Here is a 13791-nt window from a genome sequence, read left to right on the forward strand (position 1 = left end):
TCATCAGTTATGGAAGCAGGTTGGAGACAACTGATGTAACGTCTGCACCGTTGATATCGGTTTTGGGGCTGATCTCCAGCTCGTTGCCGGTAACAGTTGTAACAACCTGGGTAACAGGGTTAGCAACGTTTTTCACAGTTGCAACTACGCTGTTCAGGTTGACAGGAGTGCGCAGGCTACCGCCAGCGACCTGGCTCAGCTGCTCGTCGCTGACCTCTTCCAAATACTGCTCGGTAACTACTTCGTTTTTCTTAAATTTGAACATTGAGATATACTCCTTTGACCTACATACAACTTCTTACAATGTTTGCCGAAACCAATGCAATCATCCGGATTGCTGGCCGCAGTAACTGCTGGCAAACCAATATTTCAATTCAGGCTTGCCCTATTAATGCTACAAATATCTACCCTTGCCGGCAAAATCCCTTTATGCCATAAACATCTGTAGCATCAATGGCAAGCATTTCAAGAATAAGACTCTATTCCTGAAATTGCGAGATCCTGGAAGAAAATGACTTGCCGTTATCCTTGGAGCGTCACACTTTTTCAAGTTCATTTTCTCCAGACTCATTTGGTTATCGCAGAAAGGATAAAAATGTTGCACGCGATTTATTCGGTCATGGAAAAATAGACCTATCGGGTGAGCGTGATATAGCACTTTGGGGTCAAGATATTCGGAACAAAAATAGATGGAATTGTAAAAAGCCTGCAGCCGCCTGAGAAGGCGATCGACATGATGTTGATAGTACGAAATTTTTGACCAATACAGAAAAAAAAGACTTTTGGGTAAATGGTGTGACTGATAAGATATTTTTGTTGCACCAAAATTGGTCGTCGAATGACGAAGGATAGTCCTTTTGGTTGGTCTTCTGGCCTGGTACGCAACATTATCATAGAACCTCCCGATAACCATATGAGATGTCCAAATTATCCTTGAGGAGCACCATGTATCAACGACAACGGCAAGCCTTTGACCGTTCACTGGTTGAAAAGCTTTATGATAAATATGCGCGAGATATTTTGAGATATATTCGCAGATATATATATTCGAATGAAGATGCTGACGATATACTGGTCGAGGTTTTTCTCGCCGCCATGGAGAGTCAGACATTACCTGATTTGAAGATCGAAGAACAATTTGCCTGGCTGCAGCGTGTGGCACGCAACAAAGTTGCTGACTACCAGCGGAAGGTCACCAGATATTCGGCGGTAGCCCTGGATGAAATGCTTGATAGTCCCTACGATGCAGATCTGATTACACCGGAGAAAGAGCTGGTGCAGAGAGAAGATGTGGAACTGTTGCGCTCCCACCTCTCTGTACTCCCCGAACTGCAGCAGCAGGTGTTGCAGCTACGGTTTGGAGATGGCCTGCGTACAAAAGAAATTGCATCGAGGTTAGATAAGAGCGATGGGGCTATACGTTCACTGCTTTTACGTTCGCTCAATCTGTTAAGAGACCTGTACACCACGCAAAACAAGGAGCGAATCAATGGATAGGGATGACGAAAAGCAGACTGTAGAGAATATAAAAAATAGGTGGAAGGGCGAAGAGCTTAGCGTAGAGAACGTAGATGAGCAGGTAGAGCATCATCTGTTACAGCCGCCTGCCCCTGGGGCCGCGACACCACTGGCCCGCGCGGTGAATGATCTGCGAACCATTTATACTGAGAAGCGCAGTCTGGAACAGGCCTGGGCTCGTATTAACGACCATCTGGAGGCTCGTGAGGCCAGCGATGGCGTTCCCCCAGGCGCCAGCCCCGATACGCCGACGGAGACACTGCATGAACTGCCGCCCGTTAAGCAGAAGCATACAGGTCCACTCCCTTTTAAAGCTAGTAGACGTGTAGCCAGGTTATCTCGCTGGAACTGGCGCATCATCGCGACCGGGCTGGTCGCCGCCATCGTCTTACTCGCCATCCTGGCGTGGCCGCTGGTATCATACGCTCTCCACGGGACATTGCCTTTCGTGCCTGCCGCCACGAGTACGCCGCAGAGCCAGTCCACACCGCAGACATCCGTCATGAAGGAGTACAACGGCCAATACTTTAAAATTCAATATCCATCCAACTGGACCATCACGCAGATTTCCAACGGTGGAGGCTACCGGCAAACGGTTCAATTGCGTCCCTCGAAGACGAGTCCGGTGTTTGTCAACATCAATGTCCTGTCGGATAGTACGGCATCTGCCGCGCAACTGTTACAGAGGGATCCCGATCTGAGGATGGGAAAACAACTCGGCACAAGTTCGGTTACGTTCCATGACGTGCCCTGGAACGTAGGTATGGTTGAACGTGCCGCCTCTGACGACAATCAGGCTATCAGGTTGAAGATAGCCTACTCTAATTCAGGGACCCCATATAGAATCGAGTTTGGGGCACTGACGAACGAGTTCGGCTCCTATACATCGGTGTTTGACGCCATGTTCGCATCCTTCGATGCGCAGCCCGCGTCGATTGCTCGCGCGACCGCCACTCCAGCGAATACGCCTGCACCTGCGCCGACGAGCGCGCCAACGCCCACACCTGTCACCGGCAGCACGCCACCAGCCGCCACGGCTACCCCGGTCACCCCGGCCATCCCGGCACCGACGGTTGGCGCTACCATTGGTTTGAAGGTATATAGTGACCAGTACTTCAATCTGCAGTATCCATCCAACTGGGTTATCACGCAGGTCTCGAGTGGCGGAAGCTATCAGGAAACGGTTCAGTTACGTCCAGCGGCGTCGAGCTCGGTGTCTATCACCATCAACGTGCTGGCGAATAGTCCATTGTCTGCCAACCAGTTGCTGCAACTGGATTCCGATATAAAGTTGGGCACGTTGCTTAGCACAAATTCAGCCTCCTATCACGGTGTCTCCTGGAATATCGGCATCGCTAACATCCTGGGTTCTGTCCTGCAGCCCCCGCGTAAGGTAGAGGTTGCCTATACCAGTCAGAACACGCCCTACAGGGTGGAGTTGAGTGCGCCTCTGGATGCGTTCGATGCGAATACGCAGACATTTAATAATGTGCTGGCATCGTTTAATCCAACCAGTTAGAGAGGAATGTACGACCAGCTAATCGGTTATAACGCGGTGCGCGGAGCGGGTCTTTAAAAGACCACAGGTTCCGCGCACGCGCGCCCACCCATGGATCCTTTTGTAATGAGAGAGAGGTGCATTTTGGAGAAGAAGCAAATACACGTGCCAGATCAGTTAGAAGATAGGATGGAGCGTTTATCTAATAAACACTATTACGGCAAGCCATCGCTGCGCCTGATCTCTCTGCGTGTCGGTATCGTCGTTTTTTTGCTGGTAATCTGTGCGGGTCTTGATCTCGGTCTGCCGGGGCAGCATGCCTACGCGAAGAGCACGTGTGGCATCCTTTTTGCCTGCCCAACGCCAACGCCGATCCCGCCTACCCCAACTCCACCGCCTCAACCAACGCCGATCCCTACCCCGGCTCCAACTTCCGCTCCGCCAGTGCCTCCAGCGCAGCCAACGCCTACCGCCGCGTCCGGACCGGTTGTGGGGCCGACCGCACCCGCCAACGTTCCGCCAACGCCAATCGCGACCGCGCCTGTTAGCCCGACCGCGTCTGCGACTGCGACCAGGAAAGCGCAGCCAACACCTACCGCCGCTCCCACACGTGTCCCTGTCACCAATCATCAGAAGCCTGACGATCGCACGCCTGCTCAGCCGCAGGAGAGCGGCTTCCCACATATGCTGATGATTATTGCCCTTGTTTTCTGTATCCTGCTTTCTATCCTTGGCATTGGCCTGCTCATCTTTCGTCGCATGCTCTTGCCACCGATCCAAATCAAACCACCTACAGTTGGGATTGGAGGATCCTCCTGGACGCGCACCCTTGCGCCCGATCCTTCTTTCAGCGGCCTGGACATAAGCAACAATGGCATACAGGATGCTCCAACTGTGGACTCTATCGTTCCTCCACTGGCAGGCATAGACTATAACGGTGCCACCGCCATTGTTCCTCCACTGGCAGATATAGACCATGATGGTGCCACCATCGCCAATACTGCGGTACCGTTAATGCCCGGCGAGCAGGCTGATACCGCGGGTGTGAGCGCTGCTAATGCGGAAGCGACTGGAAAACTATCGGCAGCCAGACCGAACACTGCCTGGTATGACATATCGGATGATCCATTTACCACATAGTACCAGTAAATTCGTTTGCTTTTTATAACGTTGTATTATTGATAATAAGCTTACAAAAAGCAGAAGCCCTCTTTTCAATGCTTGAGCTTACTTTGAAACGGATGAAAAGATCGGCATCTGCTACTGTACAGAAAAAATGGATATTTTTTTACTTTTAATAAGTAGAAAGGTGCAAACGTATACCTGAGGACAATTAATTATTATGAAATTTCAACAACGGTTCAAACTCAATGAGAGAATGGGGATATTGTGGCGGCATAATATGGCCGTCACGCTACCATTCTCAATACCTGAGGAACTGCTCCTTGAGGCACGGCGCTATGTGCACCTGTTTCACCAGGAGTGTGGAACTCCCGGCGACTATGCACAAAGGGTAGAAGCGGTGCGTATTGAACTTGAGCGCACAGGTACCTATTGGCATACACAGGATGAGCTTACGTATGGCGCCATGGTCGCCTGGCGCAATAATGCGCGCTGTATCGGTCGGTTGCACTGGCGATCGCTCCAGGTGCGCGACATGCGTCATCTCTCAACTGCGCAAGATATATTTTCCGCTCTGGTTGAACATATCCGACTTGCCACCAATGGGGGAAAGATCCGATCGATGGCCACCGTATTTGCCCCCCAGGCCCCCGGCCAGCCGGGTATTCGTATCTGGAATCCCCAACTGATTCGCTATGCTGGCTATCGGCAGGCCGATGGCTCTATCATTGGTGATCCACTCCATGCCGATCTGACGGAGGCGATGCGCCGTTTAGGCTGGCAGGGAGCACGCAGGGGGGCTTTTGATGTGCTTCCGCTCGTCATCCAGTTGCCCGGTCAACCCCCCGAAATATTTGAAATACCCCCTGAGTGTGTACTGGAGGTCATGTTAAGCCATCCAGAGTTTTCCTGGTTTGAGGACCTGGGCATCACGTGGCATGCGCTTCCGGTTATTTCGAATATGCGACTAGAGATCGGAGGTATCTCTTACACGGCTGCTCCATTTAATGGCTGGTATATGGGAACCGAGATCGGGGCCCGTAACCTGGGGGATGTGGAACGTTACAATCTGTTACCAGTGATTGCGCAGGCGATGGGATTGCAGACGCGTTCAGATCGAACGTTGTGGAAGGATCGTGCCCTGGTTGAGTTGAATCGAGCTGTACTCTACTCATTTGAGCGAGCTGGCGTTACCATTATCGATCATCACACGGCAAGTCGGCAATTCATGCATCACGAAAAGCATGAGCGGCAGGCAGGGCGCTCATTGTACGCGGATTGGGGATGGATTGTGCCGCCCATGTCGGGCTCGACGACGCCCGTTTTCCATACTCCGTACGAAAACCGCCAGACGACGCCTAACTTCTTTTATCAAAATGATCCCTGGCTGGAAAACTCTCTCGGTCCGGCCCTCTAATAGAGGAGTGATATATGCACGGTTTAATCTTTGTGACCTGGGAAAAGTACCTGGTCAGTCGTTTTGGTGCTTCTTTGCTCACCACGTATCGAGCAAAAATTGGGGAGGGTCCGGCAAACGCGCCACTGGCCAGCAGGGTCTATGACGATGCGATGCTTCTCGCGGGAGTCGGAGCGGTTCATGAGCTGACACACCTTCCGGTTGATACCCTCTTGCGCGAATACGGCCGTTACTTTTTGATCAATGGACTCACCAGCTCCCGCTGCTCATATTTACTGACGCAGGTAAATAGTGGGCGTGACCTGTTACTGACGATGCGTGATGCGCACTCCCAGATGCGCCGCGTCCCCGACGGATTGACGCCTCCCGTCTTTGGTTATGAGGCCGTATATGATCACAACAATTCATTGACACTTATTTATGATAGTGATCGTCAGCTATGCCCCGTTCTGTGGGGTGCTATAGAGGGAGCGGCGGAACGCTATGGTCAGAAGGTACGCATTCAGGAGAAGACCTGCATGCGTGTAGGCGACGATGTGTGTCGCTTCGATATTGTCTTTTCGCCCACCAGGAATGAGCCGAAGACACAGCTCTCCCCTGAGCAAATGGCGCAACGCCAGCTGCAGCAGCGGATCGATAATCTGGTACTATCTGTGCTGCCCGCGCAACGCGGCATTACGCTGGCCCAACTGCAAAGTCTGTTAAGAACGCAGTCTCAGTTTCCCCCCAGCCATATGCGTCCGAGCCGCCTCTTAGAGGCGTTGCAGCATCTGTCTCACGCCGGACTGGCCGCCAATACCGCCAACGAGCCGGGCGACTCCCTGACCAGTCGCCTCTACTGGCGCGCTCCCACCTACGACATATAAGCGTGTCCACTTTGTGTTGAGTAACCTGTAAACATACAAAAGACGCTCTATAGGGAGAGCTGGGAAAAAGGGAGGGAAAACGCGACACTCATCGTGCGTTTTCCCTCCCTTTTCCCATTGTTCTATCCACCCATATAGTCTTTAAAAGTGTTGGATGCGTAGTGCGGTGCTTTGATTGCTTGAGAGAATGCTTGCTGAGCGGCTGAAGAAGATTCGATGCGCCAATCTTGTTGCGTGATTTGATTAAACCACACGATTCCTTTTATATTCGGAAAATTATCCGGCAGTTCGACAGAATAGGCATCGGTAATCCAGGCTGCCTTGTTTCCTCCGCGCTCTACGGTGCCAGTCTCTGAGATAATCATTGGTTTGGACGTAATTTTCATGATATCGTTATAGGTTGGGCCAAACACTTTAGCGAATGGAAGCCATGCGTTGTATTGTGATGTGGTTCCCCAATTGAAGCCATCCATAGCCGTCCAATCCACGTATGCATCACCAGGGTAGTATTCTGAGATAGGGGTATTGTCGCTGACATTTTCGATATTAGGGCACCACACCCAGGTTGCATTGGTTACGCCATGGGCGGTAAAAATGTCATGTACATGTTTCCAGGCCTTAACGAAATCACCAGCCTGATTGCTATTGATGCTTTCTGACCATGGCGTCCAGTCTCCGTTCATCTCAGGGGCAAAACGCAAGAAAAATGGGTAGCGCCATGCCCTGGCATCTTTAGCCCATTGTGTGATATAGGCATCAAACTTGCCCTCACTGATATTTTTCAGCGCATAGTCCGGCTCATTATTTTCCTGTGGAAATGGCGCTGTCTTCCATGGTTCCCAGGTAATCATCGGAATAGCTCCATCCTCTCGTACCGGGGTGGTCCAATCGTCTGGGAAACCATTCGAATGGTCGCCCCAGGCTTGATAGGAGAGGAGAACCGACACATTCTTCCCGCTGTCCTTTTCATAATTGCGAATAACATTCATATCGCCTGGCATGGATACCCCGTTCAGAATTTTTCCTGCGGGTGGGAGAATGGTTTTGCCGATCGGCTTTGGAGCAGAAGTGCTGTCAGATGTACTTCCGGTCTGGGTTACCGGATGAGGATTTGTGGCGTTGAATATATGAGGTTGAATGTATTGTTGGAGAGCAAAAAATGGAATTGACAATACCACAATACCGGTAATTAAAAAAGCGAAAATGAAGAAAAGCTTCTGCCGGCGTGATCGGGCCATGTTCAGGTTCGCGCTCTCATCTGGCTGCGCGCGGTTGTGCGTTGGGTAGGGCTGAACCTGCGCACGCCCTGGGATTGCTGTTTTCACCTGAGGTGGCATGTGTTGGTTCGGGTAGCGCAATTTAAAAGGAGGCGAGTCATGGCCGCTATTAGAGTGCGGAGGTATTGAATTGTGTGAATCGGGTGGTCGCTGCATACGAGAATCCTTTACAAAAATAAGGTTTTAAGAATCCGCTACTCCAGTTCGCTGCCATTTCTGCCATTTGACTTCATGCTTACGGTAGTAGGTGTAGAGCGCTTTAATAAGCGAATCTAGTTCAACAAACGTTGCCAGGTGTAAGAAGAACCAGAAAAGAGGAGCCAGTATGAAATTAGAGAGTTTTCTAAAATACCGATCTTCGCTTAATTGCAGCGAAAAAGTGATCGTGGAAATCACTATCGTCAAAAGGAGGAGCGTAAAATCATGATTGAGGAGGGAGTAGAGATAGAGCAACAGGACATACATGGACCCTAGCACGATTTCGATATCTCCAAAAATAACCATGGGTAAGATGACCCAGAAAAAGGCCTTGTTGGCGCCCTTTGTTCTAAAGAATGAGGATCTATGCATACGGAAAGCCTCCAGGCGTCCGCGTTTCCAGCGCAAACGTTGTTTACGCAATCCAGCCAGCGTGGTTGGTCCCTCTGTATGAACGATAGCCTCGGGCACGTAAACGATGCGCATGCCCGCTTCCTGGATCCGTAACGAGAGGTCCAGATCTTCTGTCAACGTTCCAGTATCGTAGCCACCCAGACGGGTAAACACCTCTTTGCGAAACGCGCTGGCGGCACCACCAATCACAAAAACGACTCCCAGCAATGACTCGGCTTTTTTGATCTGAAAGCCCAGGAAATATTCGATTGATTGGATGAACCCGAGTATCGTTTTCGTGTTCCCAATCATAATGTTGCCCGCAGCCGCCATGACTTCGGGATCGGCGAAATAGGAGACAAAGTGTTCTACCGCCTCTTCATGCACGACGGAGTCCGCATCAAAAGTAATAATGATTTCACCATGGGCGAGGGATATACCGGTATTGAGAGCGGTTCCCTTACCGCCATTAGGTTGATAGTGATAGATGACATTCGCGTAGTTGCGTGAGCCCTGAACACTTCGCTGATACCTCTGGATAAACGCACGCATAATGCTATCCGAATTATCGGTTGAGCCATCATTGACAACAACAATCTCTAGAGGACGATAGGAACTGGCAAGGATCGTTTTTAATGTAGAGACGAGGCCTACTTCTTCATTCCATGCTGGAATAATAACTGATACCAGCGGCCGGTAGTTGCGCCGCGCGAAGTAGCGTCTTCGCTTGGCCCATACATCATAGGAATACCAGGGAGCGAGAATCATATAAAAAACTGATTTCGTTACCCAGATGACGCCAATCACAATAATGAAGATAGAAAAATAACGAAAAAATAAAGGCTGATGCTTCTGCAGGTCTCCAGGCATCAGTATAGTAGCGATGATCATAGATACCAGAATGGCATATAGAAAGATACTTAAAAGAATTTTTTTCATGAATTTATGCGATAGAACATTAGCGCCTTCTTGACAGGAATATCGTATTCCTTGTTAGTAGTGACAATGTAAAAACAGACTGAAAATGGGATTATTGATCAGCGAGCATCGTCTCTTAAATCCTTTTTCGTAATTGCACGCAGAAACGCTGTTGTATCTTGCTTGATCAATGTCATGTGCTTCATATCTTTGTCTTTCGACAATGTGGATTTTTTACCGACTACACGCACCATTTGCGTGACCGTGAGAAATGTCTTCTGACGTGCTCGATAGATAAACTTGACCTGCGCGCTTACAACGTAGGACAAAACCACGAGCGATACCAGGAAAACAACCGCTTTATACAGCGGATTTGAGAGCAGAATAATGGCAATTGCCAGTAATCCAAGCAAAAGAATGCTTATGCACAGGACGATGATGTTACTAAAAACCGCGCTGACATTCTTTTTCACCTGTTTCTTTTTGACAGCTCGGATAGAGACTGTCTCTAGTATGATTGCATCATCGTCTCCCGTATCTGCCTCCCGCCACCCACCCATCATCTGTAGCGCATCGAGCTGTTCCGTATTTAGGCTATCTCTGATATATGGCTCAATTGCAGGGATAATCTCCGTTGACACGGCAGAAAGATCTTCCTGCATCCATTCCTGCGCTGTGGTAGAGGACTTAACTGTTACAATTTGTTCTACAACTGGCACCTCAGGGGAGGATGTGAACATGAATCCGACTGTAGGAGCGATAAATTGTCTTTTCCGATTACCAGGTTTTTGGGCTGGAATAAAATTTCCAGGCAATGGGGAATTTTCACTTTCTATATTGATAACAGGATGCGATGTATCCCACGACTCGTTTTTCATTTTGCATACATCCATGCGGATTAAAATTGCGTCTATCTACTATCCCATCTGATATAGTATAATTTTTAAGATTAGCTTTTGCCTATTTACTAGTACTTTCAGTACTCATTAATAGGTAAAAAAGATTTTTAGCATTATTAAATGGGTGAAACACATGCTATGGAAAAAATGCGGTATTTCTTCCTTTAGCAAATAAATTCTAGATTACACTGTCATGATGGCAAATTTACATATAACATTATAAATTGCATATACTTGTAATATTTGCCATTTCTCTTTAACTCTTAGATTGTATATATTGTTTTTTGCATGGAAGGCGTGAAAAAAATGAAGAGGAAGATATTTGTTGTGTTCTTTGTATTTTCATTGCTTTTGCTGGTCGCACCTGCAAAGACAACCATGGTAAGGGCCCAGAGCACCAATCTTATCGCTAATCCATCTGTGGAGGTGTCCAATATGGCGGGAACGGCGCCTCAAAGCTGGAAAAACAATGCGTGGGGAACGAATACTACCAGCTTTTCTTATCTTAATACTGGTGAGGATGGAACCAGGAGCCTGGATGTAAAGATGACCAGCTATGCCAGCGGGGATGCGAAATGGTATTTCAATGCTGTAACGGTGAGTCCAGGTACCAGTTATAATTTCAGAGATTATTATAAAGCAACCACTTCTACATCGCTGGTTGCCTGGATTATCACCACCACCGGTGCTTCGCAATATCAGAATATTGGCACACTTCCACCCAGCGCAAACTGGACATTAGCAAATTTCACCTTTCAAACACCTGCGAATGCAAAAACAATTACTATGTTTCATCTCATTAACTCTGTAGGAGAACTTCAGACCGATAACTACCTGCTGCAGCAGACCGCGAGCGAAAACGATGTGCCAAATAATTCACTGGAGCAACCCGGAACTACAGATACGGCGCAACCAGATGGGTGGACCACCAATAGATGGGGAACCAATACTACGCAGTTCTCCTATCTCAATACTGGTCATACAGGCTCACGTAGCGTTGAAACTCAGATGACAAGCTATACCGATGGCGATGCGAAGTGGACGTACGCTGCACAGCCCGCTCAATCAGGGACGCAATACAAGTTCAGTGATTTTTATTATGCAAACATCGTGACCCAAGTAGTCGTGGCTGTCACACTCACCGATGGCTCGACACAGTATATACAGCTCCGTCATGCCGAGCCAGCCAGTACGTGGACGCAGTATTCCGATACATTCACGACGCCCGCCAATACCCAGAGCATGAGTGTATGGCATATCATTGCAGGCGTTGGGTATTTGATAACAGACGACTACTCAGTCACTCCTTATACGCCGACGGCGTTCAACCGAGGAATGGTAAGTCTGACATTTGATGATGGCTGGCAATCACAGGCGACCAATGCTTTACCCGTTCTCAATAATCACAATGCGAAGGGAACGTTTTACCTGATTTCAAGCTACCTTAATACCCCCAGCTATTTAACGACCGCCCAGGCGACCTCATTGCAGCAGGCGGGTAATGAAATAGGGTCGCACACCGTCGACCATCCAGACCTTACCACGCTCAATTCAACTGACCTGAATAATGAACTAGCGCAATCTCAGCAGGTGTTGCAGGCTCAATTCGGTCCCATGCAAGATTTTGCCTCTCCCTACGGCGCTTATGATAATCAGGTAATCAGTGCCATAAAAACATACTACAGGTCCCATCGATCCACTGATGCTGGCTATAACTCTAAAGACAATTTTGACATCTATAACATTCGGACCCAGAGTGTGTTGTCAACGACGACAGTCAGCCAGATTAACGCGTGGATAGATACCGCCCAGCATGATAAAACCTGGCTGGTACTGGTTTTCCACGAGGTTAATACCAGTGGAGATCAATACAGCATTACTCCGCAGAATCTTGATACGGTACTGACTCATATCAACAGTATCAATATGCCGACGCTTACTGTTGCTCAGGGAATCAACGAGATAACACCACAATTGCCGTAGACTCATTCAAATAATGGTAGTAAAGAGTGGCCCGCATCCTCGATGGGATGTGGCCATTCTCTATTTGTGCGCTCAGCTTATGAGCAGGCGTAGCAGGCTCCAGCATAGCTTGAGGGCGAAGAAGCCGAGGGCGAGGCCGCATACGAGGTTGACAAGGCGGAAGAAGAGGGGCGTCACAAAGCGCCGTCCCCAGGCGATCAGACCGGCCATGAAGAAGCACCAGAGCAGGGCGCTGCAGAGAAAACCTGCCAGGAATATCGTGAGGCTCCACGGACCGGACGCGGATCTTCCATTCGAGGATACGATGGTGCTTCCGATGCCGAGCCAGAATGCAATCGGCAGTGGATTCGCCAGGGAAAGGGCGGCACCAAGGGCGAAGTCACCACGAGCGCTGGCCCCTTTCGCTTCGGTTAGCTGGCCTCGATAGGCATCCCTGAGCGCCTGCCATGCGAGTAGGAGCAGTAACAGGATGCCGATAATGCCCAGGACCAGGCGGACAGGCGTGTTATGCGCCAGCATGGCGGCGCCAATAAAGGCGATTAGAGCCCAGAGCGTGACACCGATCAGGGCGCCGAGCTGTAGAAGCAGGGCGGAGAAAAAGCCCTGCTTCAGTCCACGCCGGAGCAGTTGGGCTGTGATGGCGCCCGGCGCGGCAAAAAAAGCCAGGCCGAGCCCAAAGGCGGATAGGAAAAGGGACATGAGCGAAGCCTCCCCAGATATCAGTTTCGTCAGGCAGGTCTATGCCTACTCGTTTGTCTGATGATATGCAGCGCGCAGGGGCGCGGCCACCTCTTCAGCCAGGCGTTGCAGAATCCCCTGTGGATCGGGCACCGGTACGTGATAGATGATGTACGTTGCCCCTACCTCTATAAATGCGCGCGTCTCCTCGTATGCCGCGTGCAGGTCTGATGGATCAACAGAGACGTGCCTGGAATGTTCGATGGTGGCGGGATCGCGTCCGATGGCCGCGCAGGCGTGGTCCAGAATGGCGCTTTTCTGGCGATACTCTTCGGGAGTATTGACGCTGCAATCCCAGATGTCGGCGTGGCGGGCGACCACGCGCAGCGTACGCTCTCCCTCGGCACCGATGACGAAGGGTGGACGCGGTTTCTGTATTGGTTTGGGCTCGCAGTATGCATCGTGCAGCTGGTAATAGCGTCCCTCGAAGTTCGCGACGGGCCGTGTCCAGAGCCGGTGCATCAGTTCACACGCCTCGTCCAGGCGGTGTACGCGCTCACCGGCAGGTGGCAGGGCGATGCCATAGGCATGATGTTCTTGCTCGGACCAGCCGGTCCCCAGGCCAACGTTCAGGCGTCCGTGGCTGACGATATCGATAGTCGCGGCCATCTTGGCCAGCAGCGCGGGATGACGGTAGGTGTTGTCTGTAACCATAATCCCCAGGCGCAGACGCTGGGTGCGCGCGGCCAGCGCCGCCAGCAGTGTCCAGCTCTCCAGATAAGGATCGGTGGGATGGTCTCCGAGCGACATCAGGTGATCATTAAGCCAGGCATGCTCGAAAATGGGGAGATCATCCGCCGCCTGCCAGACGTGTAGCAGTTCTTCGTGGGTCGCATGTGTGGGTGCCGTCTTAATGCCGAAGCGTAAAGATGGGTGGTGTACCATGGGTATTTCAATTCTCCTTTTCACATCTGTTATGATGTTGAAAGTATATGGCGATTTTGTGCTAAGATACAGGCAAAAA

Annotated in this window: 12 protein-coding genes; 6 read left to right on the plus strand and 6 right to left on the minus strand. The window is 50.2% G+C overall.

All coding sequences use genetic code 11. The features are described from left to right. Window positions 1-7: 7 nt before the first annotated feature. Entirely contained in the window at window positions 8-265 is a 258-nt protein-coding gene (locus AABA21_RS29960; RefSeq protein ID WP_338255896.1) for a hypothetical protein, read from the minus strand. 680 nt (window positions 266-945) lie between these two features. Between AABA21_RS29960 and AABA21_RS29965 the strand changes: the two genes are divergently transcribed. From AABA21_RS29965 to AABA21_RS29985, 5 genes are all read left to right on the plus strand, one after another. Continuing rightward, complete coding sequence (locus AABA21_RS29965) at window positions 946-1497, plus strand: RNA polymerase sigma factor (protein ID WP_338255897.1); 552 nt, start codon at window positions 946-948, stop codon at window positions 1495-1497. Beyond that, window positions 1490-3037, plus strand: a complete 1548-nt coding sequence (locus AABA21_RS29970) for a hypothetical protein (protein ID WP_338255898.1) — start codon at window positions 1490-1492, stop codon at window positions 3035-3037. The genes AABA21_RS29965 and AABA21_RS29970 overlap by 8 nt, the downstream gene beginning before the upstream one ends. A 144-nt stretch (window positions 3038-3181) precedes the next feature. Next, window positions 3182-4156 carry a hypothetical protein gene (locus AABA21_RS29975; protein WP_338255900.1) on the plus strand — a complete coding sequence of 325 codons (975 nt, stop codon included), beginning with the start codon at window positions 3182-3184 and terminating at the stop codon, window positions 4154-4156. A 202-nt stretch (window positions 4157-4358) separates the two neighbouring features. Further along, entirely contained in the window at window positions 4359-5555 is a 1197-nt protein-coding gene (locus tag AABA21_RS29980; protein WP_338255902.1) for a nitric oxide synthase oxygenase, read from the plus strand. Between the two features lie 14 nt (window positions 5556-5569). Next, window positions 5570-6421 carry a heme NO-binding domain-containing protein gene (locus AABA21_RS29985; RefSeq protein WP_338255903.1) on the plus strand — a complete coding sequence of 284 codons (852 nt, stop codon included), beginning with the start codon at window positions 5570-5572 and terminating at the stop codon, window positions 6419-6421. 122 nt (window positions 6422-6543) lie between these two features. Here AABA21_RS29985 and AABA21_RS29990 read toward each other — a convergent pair whose 3' ends face one another. From AABA21_RS29990 to AABA21_RS30000, 3 genes are all read right to left on the minus strand, one after another. Next, complete coding sequence (locus AABA21_RS29990; protein WP_338255904.1) at window positions 6544-7854, minus strand: glycoside hydrolase family 26 protein; 1311 nt, start codon at window positions 7852-7854, stop codon at window positions 6544-6546. 27 nt (window positions 7855-7881) lie between these two features. Then, on the minus strand, window positions 7882-9180 hold the full coding sequence (locus AABA21_RS29995; protein WP_338255905.1) for a glycosyltransferase family 2 protein: 1299 nt from the start codon (window positions 9178-9180) through the stop codon (window positions 7882-7884). Between the two features lie 146 nt (window positions 9181-9326). Continuing rightward, on the minus strand, window positions 9327-10085 hold the full coding sequence (locus AABA21_RS30000) for a hypothetical protein (protein WP_338255907.1): 759 nt from the start codon (window positions 10083-10085) through the stop codon (window positions 9327-9329). A gap of 399 nt (window positions 10086-10484) precedes the next feature. On the opposite strand from AABA21_RS30000, the gene AABA21_RS30005 reads away from it, so the two are divergent. Continuing rightward, window positions 10485-12089, plus strand: a complete 1605-nt coding sequence (locus AABA21_RS30005) for a polysaccharide deacetylase family protein (protein ID WP_338255908.1) — start codon at window positions 10485-10487, stop codon at window positions 12087-12089. 72 nt (window positions 12090-12161) lie between these two features. Here the strand turns inward: AABA21_RS30005 and AABA21_RS30010 are convergent, their stop codons facing one another. Both AABA21_RS30010 and AABA21_RS30015 read right to left on the minus strand, forming a co-directional pair. Further along, window positions 12162-12788 (minus strand): LysE family transporter, encoded by a 627-nt coding sequence (locus AABA21_RS30010; protein WP_338255910.1) that lies wholly within the window; start codon window positions 12786-12788, stop codon window positions 12162-12164. A gap of 45 nt (window positions 12789-12833) precedes the next feature. After that, complete coding sequence (locus AABA21_RS30015) at window positions 12834-13712, minus strand: TIGR03560 family F420-dependent LLM class oxidoreductase (RefSeq protein WP_338255911.1); 879 nt, start codon at window positions 13710-13712, stop codon at window positions 12834-12836. Window positions 13713-13791: the final 79 nt, after the last annotated feature.

The organism is Dictyobacter halimunensis, assembly GCF_036245075.1.

Bases quoted from the DNA above. Each gene is read 5' to 3' on its own strand.
- AABA21_RS30000 (WP_338255907.1), bottom strand. From the start codon at position 10,085: ATGAAAAACGAGTCGTGGGATACATCGCATCCTGTTATCAATATAGAA.
- AABA21_RS29960 (WP_338255896.1), bottom strand. From the start codon at position 265: ATGTTCAAATTTAAGAAAAACGAAGTAGTTACCGAGCAGTATTTGGAA.
- AABA21_RS30015 (WP_338255911.1), bottom strand. From the start codon at position 13,712: ATGGTACACCACCCATCTTTACGCTTCGGCATTAAGACGGCACCCACA.
- AABA21_RS29965 (WP_338255897.1), top strand. From the start codon at position 946: ATGTATCAACGACAACGGCAAGCCTTTGACCGTTCACTGGTTGAAAAG.
- AABA21_RS29990 (WP_338255904.1), bottom strand. From the start codon at position 7,854: ATGCAGCGACCACCCGATTCACACAATTCAATACCTCCGCACTCTAAT.
- AABA21_RS29980 (WP_338255902.1), top strand. From the start codon at position 4,359: ATGAAATTTCAACAACGGTTCAAACTCAATGAGAGAATGGGGATATTG.
- AABA21_RS29985 (WP_338255903.1), top strand. From the start codon at position 5,570: ATGCACGGTTTAATCTTTGTGACCTGGGAAAAGTACCTGGTCAGTCGT.
- AABA21_RS29995 (WP_338255905.1), bottom strand. From the start codon at position 9,180: ATGATCATCGCTACTATACTGATGCCTGGAGACCTGCAGAAGCATCAG.
- AABA21_RS29970 (WP_338255898.1), top strand. From the start codon at position 1,490: ATGGATAGGGATGACGAAAAGCAGACTGTAGAGAATATAAAAAATAGG.
- AABA21_RS30010 (WP_338255910.1), bottom strand. From the start codon at position 12,788: ATGTCCCTTTTCCTATCCGCCTTTGGGCTCGGCCTGGCTTTTTTTGCC.
- AABA21_RS30005 (WP_338255908.1), top strand. From the start codon at position 10,485: ATGGTAAGGGCCCAGAGCACCAATCTTATCGCTAATCCATCTGTGGAG.